This window comes from Endozoicomonas sp. (assembly GCF_051008435.1).
Lineage (GTDB): Bacteria > Pseudomonadota > Gammaproteobacteria > Pseudomonadales > Endozoicomonadaceae > Endozoicomonas_A.
This window is the reverse complement of record NZ_JBPCXO010000024.1, coordinates 29,857-44,202: the sequence shown is the minus strand read 5'-3', so window position 1 is coordinate 44,202 and position 14,346 is coordinate 29,857. Positions and strand designations below refer to the sequence as shown.

Genomic DNA, 14,346 nt, shown 5'->3' with positions numbered 1-14,346 from the left:
TATCACCCAAATCTGCACACCCAAAAGTAAGTTCCGCCCATTGTTCAGGAGGTAATGGCAACATAACCTTGACTCATCGCTGAAAAGGATAAGTCAAGTTTGGGATTTGTGATAAAGAGATAGCCCTTGGGGGAGGAGTGTTCTTTCTTGCCGAGCCCCCACCCCCTCCTGTAGTAGGTCTATCTGCAGGTGATCATCCCGATATTTTTGATTTGTACTGCGCTTTTCTCCTTGATGAGCGTCCATAAGTTATTGATCTCCCGTAGTGTTCGAGCTGTTGAACTGCGCATAATGGGATAGTACGCAGTTGGGGCCATCTCCTGCCAGAGACGTTATTGGCCGTTCTAAAGGGAAGTTTCCAGTACATCCAACATCGTTCGGAAACCTCCGGTATTACTGGGTTTAAAGAAATACTCAGGTCTAGGCTATACCAGTTCTATTACCCTGCCGGTTCAAGAATGGAAGCCTGTGGCTGGATCGGATATCTAAACCGTGGCCAGCAGCTCTTCTTCTCGAATGAGTACATAAGTTTTTCCCTGGAAGGTCAGCTCTGTTCCTGAATAGCGACTGAACAACACAGTATCGCCCTCATTAATTGGCTCAGTAACCTTGGCTCCTGTTCCCAGAACAATGCCATGGCACTGCTGAGGTTCGTCTTTGCTGGGTAGAACAATACCTCCCTCGGATGTTGTTGGGTTACTGGCCCGGTCAACCAGCACCAGATTATTGAGTGGTTTGGGTTGGGTCATAGCGCTCCTCGCTTTTTCATTTCCTGAACCAGGGGGGATACTGCTGTCTTGATCTTTCTTAATGGATTGGCTTTATCTACGACTTCAGTCAGTTTGCCCCGGGCGATCCGGGCATAGATCTCAGAGGTTTTAGGATCGGAATGGCCCAGAATGGCCTGAATCTGGAGGGTAGTAATGTCTTCCTCCATCATTTCAGCGCCCAACATGTGGCGTAAGGCGTGGGGATGACAGAGCTCTTCTGGCAGTCCGGCAGTTTCTCCGTATTTCTGCATGAAACTCCAGACTGACTTCTCGGTCAGTCGCCTGGCTTCACCTCTGTACTCATGTTCAGGCACTCTTCGATTGCGAACACTGACAAACAGAACCTGCTCACCACTGGGCAGTGTCCTGTCAATATCTTGCAGCTCATCATGTCCCAGGTAGGCCTGAAGTAACAACATGGCTTCATGGGGGACAGGCAGTTCTCTCTCGTGGCCCCCTTTCTCTGTCACCAGCAGAGCCAGACGCTGTTTATCTTGATACTGATACCAGAACAATTGCTCCTGATTCAGATTGACCAGACCGGATACGCGCATGCCGCAACTCATCAAAAGAGCCAGCATTGCAGCATCACGCAAACCAGTGAATGAATTGATATCAGGTTGCATTAACAGTTTTTCAGCATTGGAAAGACCTAACTGCTTCGGCAGCTTACGACCAGTCTTAGGGTATTCAAGCTGGGCAGCAGGGTCAGAGATGATATGGCTTTTATCCTGAAGCCAGTGATAAAAACCTTTGCAGGCCGCTACAGTGACATGACGACTTTTTGGGGCAACCCCCTTTTTATGCAGCCAAAGCCCCGTGTAGTTTTCCAGGTGTTCAGAGCTGGCCGTCAGTAACAGGGCTTTATGTTCTTCTAACAGATAGAGCTGAAGCTGTTTTAGATAGCCACGGTATTTATTAATCGTTGAGAGAGAACGGCCTTTACTGGTGATCAGAAAAGTAAGCCAGTCTTCAATCAGCAGTAATTCTTTATCTGCACGGGCATTATTGGGAGCGTTTTTATTTTTCATAACCCCCCCAGGGGCGTAGCGCAGCGTGGGAGCGTGGTTAATTTTAATTTTACCATATCTTATTGATATTACAGCCTTTTTTGTTCCACAAATACGCCCACGGGTGAAAAATAATGCGTGGGAGGGAAAAAAGCGCAGTTCATAATTCGTGGTTACATTCCCCTCTCTTTTTCCTTCTCTTTTCTCTTCTTTCTTCTTCTATTTCAAAGGAATAAATAAATATAAAGAGAGAGGCGATAAAAACGGCAGTGTGGAGAAAATGGCGGTCAGCGTGGAGAAAAAGCCGGTCAGCGTGGACAGCGAAAAATCAGGAATCGAAATAAAACAAGCAGTTAGCATTCGAGCACCACGGATTGACGGGTTTTCAGCAGTACGCCCGTGACCCCCATCGAGAAACAGACCCGGACGCCTTGCCTCATTCCTGGTCTGGCGCATTGCGCCCACAAGGGCAGCGCCGCAGGCTATTCGCAGGGGGTACGGGGGAGTCCGACAACAATAGGAAGGTGGTTTTTTAAATGCAGTAGGGCAGGCGGGGCAGTCTGGAGGGATAAATAGCTCGCCTGAATTTTAAGGTGAGCTGAGTTTAACGAGCTCAGTTTTGAGCCCGTTAAATCTACTCAGTGCAAAATTGCGTTGAGTAAGTCATCAATTCAGAATACCTCTTAAACGAAGTGTCTCAGCCGTTGGTCGCCTTGCCTTGTCAACATTCACCAGGCCATCGCAGTGCTCGCAAACGACGTAGGGTGGGATTTCACGCTCCATGCCGTATTTCTTCTGCAAGACTTGATAAGCCATGGCGTTCCCCTTGCCAGCTTCGATCACCATTTTCTCAAGGAACTTGTCATGGTCGGGCGGCAGCTTCTGGCTGAGTGCCAGTTCCTGGTTGCGGTACGCTGTCAGCACCTTAACGGCCCAGGAGCGAAACTCTCTGGCTTTGGGCTGTCCGGACAGCATGGTCAGTATCATCACACCTTTCTCGTTAAAGACACGAACCGATCGGCGCTGACCTGCGGAGTCAGATTGACGGGTGCAGGTAGGGTCTGCACCCATCATATTGAGGGGTGCAGGTGCACCTGATACCCTCGTATTGAAGGGTGCAGGTATTGCTCTGACTTTTACCACACAACTGTATTCATTCAGTTCTTCTTTATTTCTGTTGTATAACTGCTCTATATATCTTTTTGGTTGCTCATATTCCAGCCCAGCCCCAATGCTCTCCATGGTCATCCAGAGCTCATCCTCATGGGGAATCATCTGCACGGGTGAGGCATTAAAGTCTTTCTCTACGGCGTTTTCGTAACGAGTCATTTTTATAGCCTCCGTCGGCTTCAGTCTTATTGTTAACGTGTCGTGAGTGGTTTCAGCTTTCGAGATCGTCCGCCATCGCCAGCAAATCGGCAGACAGCGTATTGCCCTGGAAGTGCAGCGGCTGTTGTTTAGCCATACTGACGACGTTGAGCTTCCAGGCGACCATAAGACCGAGGCGGCGCACGGGGTCGGTTTCCCGATTGATGAGGATGTAGTCCTGAAGCAGTTTGAGGGCAGCGGCACCAGCGTCGGCACGCTCGCGTACGGGCAAGGCGATGATTTTGGCAGTCATGGACAGCCTCCGTTGAGTCGGTTTTTAAACCACCTCCCAGAGGTTCCAATCTCATGATGGAGGCGGATCGAGTGGAGTTGGAACTACCGGCCTCAACGGGAACCGGCCAGCCGTGAGGCTGCCCCACCCGACCCGCCATAAACAGGCAAGCACGGGCGCTACGCACAAAAAAAGCCGCAATCATAAGGGGCGACTTGTGCGCCGTTGAGGTATTCGGGGTTCCAATCCCGGTGCTGGATTTGGCCAGCACGTAACAACCATAACATTCTGTTAGATTTGTTAACAAGTCTTTTATTTGCTTGCTAATTCGTAGCCTGTAAGCTACGATTAAGCCATGAAATACGAAGTGGTCTCGACCGAAATATTTAATCAGTGGTTCCGGCAGTTGCGGGACCGGCAGGCCGCCAAGGCCGTTGCCCTGCGGATTGAACGGGCGAAGGCGGGCAACCTGGGCGACACCAAACCGGTAGGCGATGGCGTCAGTGAAATGCGCCTGTTTGTGGGCAAGGGCTACCGCCTTTACTACACGCTCCGCAACCAGCAGATGGTGATACTGCTGTGTGGTGGCGACAAATCCAGCCAGAACCGGGACATTAAAAAAGCCAAAGACCTGTTGCAACAATTGGAGGATTGACTCATGGCTCTGAAACTGACCCCCATGAACCCTGTAGAAATGCTGCAGGACAATGAAATTGCTGAGTTCCTGACCGAGGCTTATCTGGACGATGATCCTGCCGTGTTCATTATCGCCCTGGGCGATGTGGTCAAGCACAAAGGCGTCACCGAACTGGCCCGGCAGACCGGCCTTAACCGGGAAAGCCTCTACAAAGCTTTTAATGGCAAAGCTCAACCCCGTTGGGATACCGTGCATCGCCTGCTGAAAGCGCTGGGTGTCAGGCTGACTATTGCAGCCTGATCGGGTGTAAGGAGTCGATATTTTACCGACCCCTTTCACTGCTTGTTTCACAATTCACCTCAAGGGTTTCTGGATGCGATAAAAAAGTGTTCGCATTGACCCAGGCGGGGGCAGTGCAAACTGTGGGCGTGAGAAATTCACTGTTTTTAACTCAACGTGTTGATATGTATCCTTTTTCTTTATTTTTGACTGCTGTGGAAGCCCGGAAAAACCTGTGGAATCAAGCGATTTTCTTTCAAATGCCCCACAAAAAGCTCTCTTCTCACCTCAGGTTTCTTGCCAATCACGGCAGAGCATAATCAGCTGGTACAGATCCCATTCAGAGATAGTGGCAATGGTTTTCTTTCGATCTCGTGAACCAAAAACGTCGCGTTTTGTTACGGTTTTGGTATGAGTTCCCGCTCTCGTTCTTCAGCCTCCCGATTTGCCTGAATCTGATATTCCTCCCTGGCAGCTGAAAGAAGCTCTTCCGCCAGTTCACTCACCTTTTCCCAATAACCTGAACCCCAATGATTACCAACCCCGTTCAGGATGGCGTTCTTGGTTATTTCCAGCTGCGGAATCTCAGACAGGTTGGGTAAGTTGAATTCACGGAACCGGTCTTCTTGTTTAATAAAGAAAAACAAGTCCATGGTTCGATATTTCCCACCGACACCGCCTTGCCAGTGATAGCCGCCACCATCTGGAACCAGAGTGACGGGGAATGGCTCTTCTTGAGCCTGGCCGGCAAAGTACTTGGATTCGGGTCTGACGTTCGCAAATATCGGCATCTTCTATCTCCTGATTATTCGATCTGATATGCATTCCCACGCAGAGCATGGGAACGAGTTTGAGTTATGCTTCGAGACCCCATACGCTGGGATCATCTGCAACGTACTCATACTTCTTAACAAGCGCTTTTTCCTTGGGAGTCAGGTCATAGCCAAAATCAACTTTGAACGCTATGTAACCCGGCAGTTCTTTCTCTACTCCTGAGCCATCACAGTCAGGGCATTCATCACCAGGCATCACCAACCCATGGCCGCCGCACTCATCGCAATTGTCTTCACCAAACAACCAATAATCACGACAGTCTTCACAGACAGAACCGCCTTCAGTTCTGTCGTTAAATCCTTCGAATCTGCAAACAGTGCATTTTCCGTAAACGCTCATAATCAGCCCTCTTTTGATTCTTCCAACTCACCTAACCGGGCCTTCAGTTTGCCGATCAGGCGCACCGTAGGCTGAATATCTGTTGGTTGGGCATAACAGCGCAGTTTATTAATCTGCGCACTTTCACGACGGGTGATCAGTTCCAGGTTTTCCAGCGTCACGTTGGACCGGTCACCATCAATGAACGCGACAAGATGCCCTTTGGACACTGGTCCGTGTTGTTCTTCCCACGCTCCAGCTGGGCAAAAAGATGGTTGTTCAAATCGGTCAGTTTATTTTTCATGATTCACCTCTCAGGCTTCTTGTTTGTTCTCTTCGTATCCATTCCCCTGCACCTCCGGCACACTCACGCTCAACCCGTATCGTTCCAGCTCTGTCAGGGACAGGCCGTAGAGGTGGGCAACTCGTTTGGTACCGATGGAGCGCTCTTTGTCCCGGAACGGCTCTGGGCAGACTCCGGCGTCTTTGACCTGCCGGGAAAAGACGGTGGCACTTTTTACCGGCATGGCGTCAAACTTGGCTCTTAAGCTGTTGTTGGTAGAGAGGTGCTGCATGATGTGGGTGAAGCGAATAAACAGCAGCGACTCGTCCGGATCGTTGGGACTCTTTTCAAAGAGATAAGGGAACTTGAAGTTGCCAGCGTCGATCTCGCCCAGCACGATTTCCATGATCCAGACCCAAGGCTCACGATCCGAACTACTTTCGGTGACGTGGTGGTTCATGGTGCTGAGCAGATCCATGGGAAAGTTGCCCTGGTTACTGGGCAGTTCCAGAAATTCACACAACAGCTTCCAGGCGCAATAAATAGCTGCGTAGTTGCCAACCATCCGGTTAGCACCGTCGTCTTCACCACTGGTGGCACTTTTACTCATGAGGAACTGGCGGCATTTACCGTGCAATTCCCGCACTCGTTTACGATCCAGAGTAGAGAGCCATTTAACCCACTCACGTACAGGGAAACGCGGCAGGTCTTCAGGCATCTCACCATTCTGTTTCTTGGTCAGGTCAGAGCGCACCACCTTACCCAGCAGCGTGTTGACGGGCACGTCCTCACCCGCCAGCAAAACAGGAGCTGACTGTACGTACTCTGTCATATCCGTACCACGTCGTGTCACGGTGAACTGGTAGCACTCCTGCAGCATGGCCACGGCCTTATCAATGATGTCCTGTCTGCGAGCGGACAGTTCCTCCCAGCCTACCGGGTGGTTGGTATGGGATATGGACGTCAGTAAACGGAACTCAGTCTGCAGGCTCTGGCCACCGAACATGGTCATGCCAATGGTTCTTTCCATTCGCTTGACCAGGGTTGATTTGCCTGCAGCTTTACCTGCCTGGAGGATGAAGTGGGGCCAGAAACCTAAAAAAGCTTTCAAGTGGGCACCCAAAGACCAAACCAGAGGAATGAGCGAGGCGTTATGAGTAAAGGAAGTCTGGTAAGCGTCGATCACTCTGCGACCTTGATGCACAGGGCCGCTGGGAAACTTCAGGTTGTGATAAGGGCACTGCTTGTCAGGTTCTGTGAAATAGCAGTCCGGGCCTTCGTTCAATACCGGACGGCCATTGCGCCAAGCCAGTCCGACAAAATTAATGGCGTCTCTGGCGCCAATGTCCGTAGCCCGTTCCATGATATTGAGCATTCGGGAGAATTTGGCCGGGGAGAAGATAGGACCAAACTTTTTCCATTGTTCCGGATTGTGCAGCTGATCATCCTGTAAGACACGACGCTGTAAAAGATCACCGTGCCGAGCTGTCTGAACCGTTGCAGCAAAAATAGTATTGGGCTGAGCATCTTTCTCACCACTCATGGTGGCCGTAGCGCTTTGAATGGATACACGACTTAAGCCAGCAATACGAAAACCGCACAGATCCTGATGTTCTATTTTATCGTTACCGTCTTCGTCCTTGCCGATCTTCAGCAGCTGGGTAAAGTCGGGCCTGACCCGAAATTTCCAGTAAATACTGTAATCGTGATCAGGCAGAAAAAGACGGGGCTTGCCCGGATTGCTGACCATGTCCTTATCAATTTTTCCGGGCAGACCCGGTATCAGCCAGGGCTCCAGTTCCTGAAGGGCAGAGGTTAAGGTGCCTTTGCCAGCTTCCAGCCCGTACTTCACCAGAAAGTCGTTCAGATCATTCACACCTTCCCAACGATTACCGGACAGATGATCTACAAACTGGCAGGGCATGTTCAGCGCTGTCAGTTTTTCGTGCACTGACCAGGCAGCACGGGCACCGGGGCGATAGCCGGTTTTCTCGTCCGGTTCATCGTTGTCAAAGGCACAGATGATTCGTTTGCCTTCCAGAATGCTCCAGTCCTTTTCGTGTAGATTACTGGCGCCCATAACGGCCAGGGCAGCCCAGCCTTTGTTGGCCAGACTGGTGCAGTGCATCGAAAGGGCATTAATAGGCGACTCCACCAGAACAACGGTGTGGGCCTGCTTGATATGGCTGTGGCTCAGGCACCAGAAGGCGGGGCCTTTTTCGCCGTGACAGTGGCTTTTCACGCCACCATTGAGTGCTTTGTCAAAATAACGGTATTCAACCGTTGTCACTTTTCGGCTGGCAAAATCTTTGCAGATAAAGGCGACGGCAGGGCCGCCATAAAACTTTTCACCGGGCTTTTTATCGGTGCGGGTGTAGTCAGAGTACCCCAGGGTTTTGGCTGAAATGGCTTGTTCGATCACTTCCTTAGACAGACGACGTTCATCGACCAGGTAACCGATGGACTCCTCTGGCTGCTGCATCACCTGATCCGCCAGCCAGGCTTCACGGCTGCGCTTTTCCTGTGGGGCGTCAGACTTGTCAAAAGGGATATTAAATTCCTGATGCAGCCACTTGATTGCCTCGGAAGTATCAGGAGCCTGGCCGGTGTAGATGACCAGGTCAATGATGCTGCCGCCTTCATCGGTAGCGTGGTCTTTCCAGCGCAGTTCACCGTTTCGACGATAAACCGAAAAGCTGGCGTTCTTGTCATCCCGTAAGGGGGAGTGATACAGCGCCTCACCACTTTGCTTCAGTTTGCCATCCCGCTTCATATTCAGGAGTTCGCACAACTCGTTCAGGTCAATGCGTTCTTTCAACTGATCAATGCTAGCCATGGATCGAGGCCTCCATCTCTTCATTGAGCGAGTCATTGAGCGAAGAGGCATCGATTAGTACTTCTGCATTGAAGTGATCACGCAAGGATTGAAAGCTGGCATCCTGGAGCAGAGCGGCCATATCCGGGTTGACCTGTTTAAGCCGCTTCCAGGTTTTCTGCTTCTCTTCCCGGGCCATGCGGGAGAGGTTTATTTTTTTTCGGGTTCGAGCCATTTTTGTCTTTCCTGACCTTTTATAGGCGCTGTAGACACTGAAAAACTGCCTGCCAACAGTTTGCGTTTCAGTAGTCTTTCTTAATGTTATTCATCTGCCGTACCCGGCAGGCTTCCGGCTTGCTGCACTGTTCAGAGCCAGGGCAGCGGTGAAGGTCTTCTCTCTTTGCGGGTCTGCATCGGGCGGCCTGACGGTACTTCGGAAAACAGCAGCCCGGCACAAACTCACAGCGAAACCCCAGCAGATCCTTATCCATTGGCGGCCTCCTTGTTTTCCTGGATGTTCTCAGGAGCGCCCACGTGATAAATACTGTTATTGATCTCGTTTAAGAGTCTCAACACCATGCGGGCTTCGTGGTCTTCCAGTGAGCCGTTTAGCGTCAGGTGCTGTTGTCGGACATGGCTGACCAGTTTGCCCATTACGTTGGCTTCTTCTGTGGTGATCTCCAGAGGCTCCATCTCAAAGTCGTAGACGGTTTCAGAGTTCAGGGCTTTTTCAGAGTTCAGGACTGTTTCAGCATTCATACTGTTCTCCCCGGGAAATCACATTCAGCTGTGTATCCCAGCGCTTGCAGAGTTTTGAAAAGAGCTCTGTGTCGTCAAACAGCTCATGGGGCTCAATGCCTTTCTCAATCCTGAGACGAATGACCAGCAGTGCTGCCTGGTAATGTTTGTCATCCAGCAGGCAAAGATCCCTGACGCAGAGGTGATAGCGGGAGCCGTCGTAACAACTCAGCAGCACCTGGGCAGCGGCTTCTGCCGCCCCCGTATCAGTGAAGGCCAGATCAACCAGCGGCTGGACGACCTTCTGGCCCTGGGCTTTAAAAGCAGCGTCCATCAGGCGACCTCCTTGTTTTTTTGCGGCTTATGCGCTTCCTGATGCATCTTCAGCCAGATCTCTTCACGCCAGATGGAGATATGACGGGGAGCCCGGAAAGCAAAGCGCAACATGCCCTGGTGAGTGCGGGTAGTGCTGATATGCACACCGTTTTCACTGAACAGCTTTTTACCCACCGGACGCACCAGAATGGCTTTGCCCTTTGGGGACTCCAGCAGCACCTTTACCTGATGTTCGTTATGGGACTGCAGCGTCAGCCGGACGGTGTTATTAATCCGGATGCTCTCTCCGTTTCTGCGAGCCAGAATCAGCATCGGTGTTCTCCTTTCTTGATGTTGTTGTGTTGAACGCTCATACCGCATACCGCCCGAAATCCGTCATTTCTTCTTTGTCAGGCTGGGTGTAGATAGCGGTGGTTTTGGGGTCTTCGTGGCCGAGCCAAACCTGTACTTTCATCAAAGTGCGGGCTACGTCATCACTGGCCTTAATTTGTCGCTTGGCCCAGGTGTGTCGCCACCAATGGGGTGAACCCGCTTCCAACCCGGCTTTCTCACACCACAGGCTCATACGATCCTGGAAGCTGCGAACACTCATAGCCTTGTGTTTACGGGAAAGGATCAGGGGCCGTTGTTCAAAGGTGAGGTTGGCAAAGTCTTCAGGCCGGGCCATCTTTTTATGAATACGCACCAGGTTGCGCAGCGCCTCGATAATGATCTTCTTGCCGAACAGTTCCTGCTCTTTCTGGCGCTTGTTGATCTGGGGGCGAATGAGCAGGCGTTCACGGCTGATAGCCTGTTGTGCATCGCCCACGGTCAGGCCTGAGAGCACACACACCCGGACAGCGGTATGGCGGGCCAGCACCATCCACCAGTAATCACGTTCGGCATAAATATCTGCCGATTGTTGTTTGATGGTAGCGAGCAACTTCTTTTCTTCGCTCGCGGTGAAATAGGTGGTAAAAAACTTCATACGGTTTCGCCTCCAACGGCTTTTTATTAGCTAAGGGCTTTTTTATGAGCTAACGGCTTTCTTCTTGTAGCCCTGCACCGCGATCATCCGAATCAGTCGGGCCAGGGTGGGGTTGTTCATGGCTTCCTGAAAGGGCGTATTCATGCCTGAGCGTTCCCAGGCTTCCTGCAACATGGTTTGAGTGGGTTCCACCGGCATTACGAAACGATACTGTCGTCGAGTGCGTCGCCACTGGTGTTCGGGTCGTACTGGCATGAGTCGTTCTCCTGCCGTTCCTGGTACTTCTGTAGGAACTCCATTAACTCCTGTCGAAAATAGATCCGGGCATAGGCCGAGGCCTTTTTAGGGTCGATGACCTGCTCGGGTTCCAGGTTGTCGCTGACGGTGGTGATCCCCAGCTTGCGAAGGGCTGGCGGAATATCACTCATCAATCAGCGCCTCTACACGGGCCAGGAACTCAAAGAAAAAATGAATCTGCTCCATGCCTTCTTTGCGGATCCGATGAAATTCATCCCGGGTAATGCGCCCGTCCGCCAGGGCGGCGGACACTTCTCGGGAAACATCGCCGATTTCGGCATGCCACTGGGCATAGATGTCGAGCAATTCGGTGTCGCAGGTGGCGGCGAAATCGCCAAGATGAACAATGGAGTGATTCACACAGGCCGCTATCGCTTTCAGGATTTGAAAGTCCTGAGAGAGGTGCATAATGGCCACGGCATCCAGCAGACCCAGTTTATGATGGGGCTGGGAGGGGTTGATCTCGTTGGAGAGCACACCGGGTGATTTATTGAGGTGGATACCCAGAGCATGGGCACCGCCTTTATAGCTTCGGACTGTGGCCTTCATGGCCTGTTCGACCAGTGTGGTGTCGGCCAGTCCTGTGGTTGGGTTGATGGGGTTCACGTAATGCCTCCATGGTTATCACGTAGATAAAAAGGAGGCGCTGGTCTATCTTCATACCCATAGCGGTGTGTTAACATCGCTGTGTGGTGAAAGTGTTCGAGCTATCTGGGTGACCAGCGCCACAAGGGGGTAAGAGCCTGCCAGCTCTGCCCCAACCTAAGCCCCCTGCCAGGGGGCTTTTTAATGCCTGCTGCCACAGGCGTGTTCGAGCTTTTTTTCAGACCGGACATTTTGTCCGAATTAACGCGTACATAATGTACGAATGGTCTTACTGGCTTTCTCCATTCAATAGATCAAACTGCATTCCATGCTGTTTCAGGGTGCCGCCCAATACATCATTTAGCTCTGCAAGCGCAGCTTTCTTCATTACAGGATCTTTGATCCGATCAACTCTTGCCAAGATTCTGGAAACTTGATCCAGCTCTTTGATTTGGTTTTCACGAACCTTGTGAAGATCCAGGTCAATGCCGTTAGCAATGCGAACTGAGCGTTCACATTCAAGGAGGTATTTTTGTACAAGTTTCCCTTCTTTAGTGGTTGAATGCATTGCAGCAATCAGAAAGCCATCCCAATTAATGAGATTGGCTTTGACATCATTTACATGTAGTTCAAGCTCTTCAGTAATGAGCTTGCGCACATTTTGTGCGTAGGCTGTAATTTTTTCGGACCTGATTTCATGTCTTTGGCAGGCCATCCGCACTCCAGACTCATTCTGATACCCTAAGACTGAAGAAATAGTCGCCCGGTTTGCGCAAGCTCGCCCTTCAACGACCACAGTCTTAAACCCAAAATGTTCACCAGCACGCTGAAACAGTTCTGATTCTGTTTTACGGTCGATTTCGCATAGATAATCCTGAATGCCTGCTTGATCTTCACCCAGTACAGCGATTTGCAATTCGATCAATGATTTCATATTCTTAGCCTTGTTCGATAATTGATTTCATATATCAGCCCTGCTGCTACCAACAGCGGGGTTTTCTTTTTCAGGCCGCATGACCTGTCTCGTTACCACCTTCTTCTGCCTCTTCAATGGGGGGCAAACCCAGCTCCTTTTCCATCTCAGTCACCCTGTCTTCCAACAGAATTCGACCCATCTGTGAGAATGTACGGCGTTCTAACGTTGCCAGGCGCTCTATCTGTCTGCTCAAAATATTGTCAGTAGGACGAATGCCGATGATTTTGGTGCTTTTGCTTTCCCTCATATGGTTTAATCCTCTTTTGGGTGATTTGTTAACAATCGACAAAATGTCATTAATATGTGATTATTTAGCGATTGATATTCAAATTAAGTCATATATTTATGATAGTCAATAATATCACGTTATTTTTTTATGCAGAAATTTCAAGAAAGACTTAACTATCTGCTGAATGGTAGAAAAATTACTCCATTTATCAGGGTTTTAGGCTTTTCAAGAGGTGTAACCGAACATATCAATAAAGGAAGTGTTCCTGGATCTGAGGTTCTTATAGCTATTTGCCGGACCGAGAACGTTAGCCTGAACTGGCTGTTGGAAGATATTGGCGCACCTTTTCTAATAGATACTTGCGATTCTGATAGTGAGCTGGCCGAGCATCTAGAGGCTCATATTAATATTGAGGGCAGTATCATCAACCTGATCCATGATGGTCCCAGGCTGGTTGTTGAGTTGAGTCATCCTGTTGAATATCTGCACAAAGACAAGCCTGTTAAATTCATGTATCGAGAGTACCTGACAGGGCCTGTAGGCAATGCAACAAGAAATCTGCTGTTAGATAAATACCAGCAGAACCCTGATCGCTGGCAAGAAAGTTACCTTAATTCAGAGTATCTGGATGTATTACGGATTGGCTTTCTGGGTCCTTTCTCCCTCTATGGTGATAAAAAAATACCTGGGAAGCTTGAGCCCTTGTCTCTTGATACAAAAGACGACTTGATTCGTATTCTTGATGCTTGCTATGAGCCCGAACCCGCAGGGGAAGTCAGTATGGATTTGATGCGAGCGGTGATTACCCAGGTTGATGAAACGGCAATGATTGAAAACATTATTTTGTCGGTGGACCAAAGAGCCCGAACCTATACCTCTGCCTACCGCCATGCCCAACGCAAAGGGTTGGCCCCTAAGGATCTCGATAGCTCCAATATTTTAAGCCTTCTTGAAGTGTTGAAATAACCCCCAGTGACTCTGCTATGCTGAGAAACGCAACGACAACATGAGGTGTAATTATGTCGGTCGAGTCGAGACTGGATAAACTGGAAGAGCAGCACAGGCAGCTGGACGCCAACCAGCACGGGTTGGCAAAGGTGTGTGCCGATATCAAGAATATTGCGCTGACCAACCAGCATGATATTGCGGGTCTGAAGATTGATGTTTCGTCCGTAAAGTCTGATCTTGCTGCGTTGGTTCAGGCCACTATGGCAGGTTTCAAGCGCTGCGATGAGCAACACAAAGAAACCAATGCCCGCATTGATCAGTTGGAGAAGCGGTTTGACCAGACGGATATGGAAAACCGAACCCGCTTTGATCAGGTGGATAAGCAGTTTGAACAGGTGGACAACCGTTTTGACCAAGTGGACAAACGCTTTGACCAGCTGGAACTGCTGATCCGCCAGCTGATCCCCCAAGCCCGGAACTGATTCAGGCGCTTTCCTGCTTACACCACTCCAACGTATCCAGCCGGATGATGGCCAGCTTTTTCAGCCTGGCCTCGGGTCTGGATTCCTGCTCGGCCTCTACCCTTCTTAATATCAACTGACGCGCCCGCTTCAGTTTTTCGAGCTCTGCCGCATCGATCAAGATGTACTGCTTGCTTTGCACTCTGGCTGGTTCTTTGACTTCTTCTGCCATGGTGACCTCTGACTTCCCTGATTTTTACTGT

24 protein-coding genes and 2 pseudogenes are annotated in these 14,346 nt (G+C 50.3%); 5 read left to right on the top strand and 21 right to left on the bottom strand.

The features are described 5' to 3' along the window. Nucleotides 1-485 precede the first annotated feature (485 nt). Nucleotides 486-749 carry a co-chaperone GroES gene (locus tag ACR2PX_RS01185; protein ID WP_433997532.1) on the bottom strand — a complete coding sequence of 88 codons (264 nt, stop codon included), beginning with the start codon at nucleotides 747-749 and terminating at the stop codon, nucleotides 486-488. Beyond that, nucleotides 746-1,801 (bottom strand): tyrosine-type recombinase/integrase, encoded by a 1,056-nt coding sequence (locus ACR2PX_RS01180; RefSeq protein ID WP_433997531.1) that lies wholly within the window; start codon nucleotides 1,799-1,801, stop codon nucleotides 746-748. Before ACR2PX_RS01180 ends, ACR2PX_RS01185 begins: the two co-directional genes overlap by 4 nt. 148 nt (nucleotides 1,802-1,949) lie before the next feature. Here ACR2PX_RS01180 and ACR2PX_RS01175 point away from each other — a divergent pair, with 148 nt between their 5' ends. Next, entirely contained in the window at nucleotides 1,950-2,183 is a 234-nt protein-coding gene (locus ACR2PX_RS01175) for a hypothetical protein (protein WP_433997530.1), read from the top strand. Between the two features lie 263 nt (nucleotides 2,184-2,446). Here the strand turns inward: ACR2PX_RS01175 and ACR2PX_RS01170 are convergent, their stop codons facing one another. From ACR2PX_RS01170 to ACR2PX_RS01160, 3 genes and pseudogenes are all read right to left on the bottom strand, one after another. Then, nucleotides 2,447-3,109: a BRO family protein gene (locus ACR2PX_RS01170; protein ID WP_433997529.1), complete on the bottom strand. Its 663-nt coding sequence runs from the start codon at nucleotides 3,107-3,109 to the stop codon at nucleotides 2,447-2,449. A 52-nt stretch (nucleotides 3,110-3,161) separates the two neighbouring features. Next, nucleotides 3,162-3,401, bottom strand: coding sequence for a hypothetical protein (locus tag ACR2PX_RS01165; protein ID WP_433997534.1), 240 nt, complete (start codon nucleotides 3,399-3,401; stop codon nucleotides 3,162-3,164). Between the two features lie 16 nt (nucleotides 3,402-3,417). Further along, a pseudogene (locus ACR2PX_RS01160) lies at nucleotides 3,418-3,651 on the bottom strand (ash family protein); the annotation flags it as partial. 84 nt (nucleotides 3,652-3,735) lie between these two features. Between ACR2PX_RS01160 and ACR2PX_RS01155 the strand changes: the two are divergent. Then, nucleotides 3,736-4,035: a type II toxin-antitoxin system RelE/ParE family toxin gene (locus ACR2PX_RS01155; RefSeq protein WP_433997528.1), complete on the top strand. Its 300-nt coding sequence runs from the start codon at nucleotides 3,736-3,738 to the stop codon at nucleotides 4,033-4,035. Between the two features lie 3 nt (nucleotides 4,036-4,038). Continuing rightward, entirely contained in the window at nucleotides 4,039-4,317 is a 279-nt protein-coding gene (locus ACR2PX_RS01150; RefSeq protein ID WP_433997527.1) for an addiction module antidote protein, read from the top strand. 377 nt (nucleotides 4,318-4,694) lie between these two features. Here the strand turns inward: ACR2PX_RS01150 and ACR2PX_RS01145 are convergent, their stop codons facing one another. From ACR2PX_RS01145 to ACR2PX_RS01075, 15 genes and pseudogenes are all read right to left on the bottom strand, one after another. Beyond that, complete coding sequence (locus tag ACR2PX_RS01145) at nucleotides 4,695-5,087, bottom strand: hypothetical protein (protein ID WP_433997526.1); 393 nt, start codon at nucleotides 5,085-5,087, stop codon at nucleotides 4,695-4,697. 64 nt (nucleotides 5,088-5,151) lie between these two features. After that, a complete protein-coding gene (locus ACR2PX_RS01140) occupies nucleotides 5,152-5,469 on the bottom strand; it encodes a hypothetical protein (protein WP_433997525.1) in 318 nt (105 codons plus the stop codon). Nucleotides 5,470-5,471: 2 nt separating this feature from the next. Next, nucleotides 5,472-5,690, bottom strand: a pseudogene (locus ACR2PX_RS01135) (HNH endonuclease signature motif containing protein); the annotation flags it as partial. Nucleotides 5,691-5,762: 72 nt separating this feature from the next. Then, nucleotides 5,763-8,567 carry a toprim domain-containing protein gene (locus ACR2PX_RS01130; RefSeq protein ID WP_433997524.1) on the bottom strand — a complete coding sequence of 935 codons (2,805 nt, stop codon included), beginning with the start codon at nucleotides 8,565-8,567 and terminating at the stop codon, nucleotides 5,763-5,765. After that, on the bottom strand, nucleotides 8,560-8,781 hold the full coding sequence (locus ACR2PX_RS01125; RefSeq protein WP_433997523.1) for a hypothetical protein: 222 nt from the start codon (nucleotides 8,779-8,781) through the stop codon (nucleotides 8,560-8,562). The genes ACR2PX_RS01130 and ACR2PX_RS01125 overlap by 8 nt, the downstream gene beginning before the upstream one ends. A gap of 67 nt (nucleotides 8,782-8,848) precedes the next feature. Then, complete coding sequence (locus ACR2PX_RS01120; RefSeq protein ID WP_433997522.1) at nucleotides 8,849-9,037, bottom strand: hypothetical protein; 189 nt, start codon at nucleotides 9,035-9,037, stop codon at nucleotides 8,849-8,851. Continuing rightward, on the bottom strand, nucleotides 9,030-9,305 hold the full coding sequence (locus tag ACR2PX_RS01115) for a hypothetical protein (RefSeq protein WP_433997521.1): 276 nt from the start codon (nucleotides 9,303-9,305) through the stop codon (nucleotides 9,030-9,032). Before ACR2PX_RS01115 ends, ACR2PX_RS01120 begins: the two co-directional genes overlap by 8 nt. Beyond that, nucleotides 9,295-9,618: a DUF7673 family protein gene (locus ACR2PX_RS01110; protein WP_433997520.1), complete on the bottom strand. Its 324-nt coding sequence runs from the start codon at nucleotides 9,616-9,618 to the stop codon at nucleotides 9,295-9,297. The genes ACR2PX_RS01115 and ACR2PX_RS01110 overlap by 11 nt, the downstream gene beginning before the upstream one ends. Next, nucleotides 9,618-9,932 carry a carbon storage regulator gene (locus ACR2PX_RS01105; RefSeq protein ID WP_433997519.1) on the bottom strand — a complete coding sequence of 105 codons (315 nt, stop codon included), beginning with the start codon at nucleotides 9,930-9,932 and terminating at the stop codon, nucleotides 9,618-9,620. Before ACR2PX_RS01105 ends, ACR2PX_RS01110 begins: the two co-directional genes overlap by 1 nt. Before the next feature lie 37 nt (nucleotides 9,933-9,969). Further along, complete coding sequence (locus ACR2PX_RS01100; RefSeq protein WP_433997518.1) at nucleotides 9,970-10,587, bottom strand: tyrosine-type recombinase/integrase; 618 nt, start codon at nucleotides 10,585-10,587, stop codon at nucleotides 9,970-9,972. Nucleotides 10,588-10,629: 42 nt separating this feature from the next. Beyond that, entirely contained in the window at nucleotides 10,630-10,785 is a 156-nt protein-coding gene (locus tag ACR2PX_RS01095; protein ID WP_433997517.1) for a hypothetical protein, read from the bottom strand. Further along, the gene (locus tag ACR2PX_RS01090; RefSeq protein WP_433997516.1) at nucleotides 10,785-11,015 is read right to left on the bottom strand and encodes a hypothetical protein; all 231 of its coding nucleotides are present in this window, start codon (nucleotides 11,013-11,015) and stop codon (nucleotides 10,785-10,787) included. The genes ACR2PX_RS01095 and ACR2PX_RS01090 overlap by 1 nt, the downstream gene beginning before the upstream one ends. Then, nucleotides 11,008-11,490: a phage regulatory CII family protein gene (locus tag ACR2PX_RS01085; protein WP_433997515.1), complete on the bottom strand. Its 483-nt coding sequence runs from the start codon at nucleotides 11,488-11,490 to the stop codon at nucleotides 11,008-11,010. Before ACR2PX_RS01085 ends, ACR2PX_RS01090 begins: the two co-directional genes overlap by 8 nt. A 268-nt stretch (nucleotides 11,491-11,758) precedes the next feature. Further along, a complete protein-coding gene (locus ACR2PX_RS01080; protein WP_433997514.1) occupies nucleotides 11,759-12,394 on the bottom strand; it encodes a hypothetical protein in 636 nt (211 codons plus the stop codon). 79 nt (nucleotides 12,395-12,473) lie between these two features. Beyond that, a complete protein-coding gene (locus ACR2PX_RS01075) occupies nucleotides 12,474-12,692 on the bottom strand; it encodes a hypothetical protein (RefSeq protein ID WP_433997513.1) in 219 nt (72 codons plus the stop codon). Nucleotides 12,693-12,821: 129 nt separating this feature from the next. Here ACR2PX_RS01075 and ACR2PX_RS01070 point away from each other — a divergent pair, with 129 nt between their 5' ends. Together ACR2PX_RS01070 and ACR2PX_RS01065 are read left to right on the top strand one after the other, a co-directional pair. Further along, nucleotides 12,822-13,640 (top strand): hypothetical protein, encoded by an 819-nt coding sequence (locus ACR2PX_RS01070; protein ID WP_433997512.1) that lies wholly within the window; start codon nucleotides 12,822-12,824, stop codon nucleotides 13,638-13,640. Nucleotides 13,641-13,693: 53 nt separating this feature from the next. After that, nucleotides 13,694-14,104 carry a hypothetical protein gene (locus tag ACR2PX_RS01065; protein WP_433997511.1) on the top strand — a complete coding sequence of 137 codons (411 nt, stop codon included), beginning with the start codon at nucleotides 13,694-13,696 and terminating at the stop codon, nucleotides 14,102-14,104. A 1-nt stretch (nucleotide 14,105) separates the two neighbouring features. Here ACR2PX_RS01065 and ACR2PX_RS01060 read toward each other — a convergent pair whose 3' ends face one another. After that, entirely contained in the window at nucleotides 14,106-14,315 is a 210-nt protein-coding gene (locus ACR2PX_RS01060) for a hypothetical protein (RefSeq protein ID WP_433997510.1), read from the bottom strand. Nucleotides 14,316-14,346 lie beyond the last annotated feature (31 nt).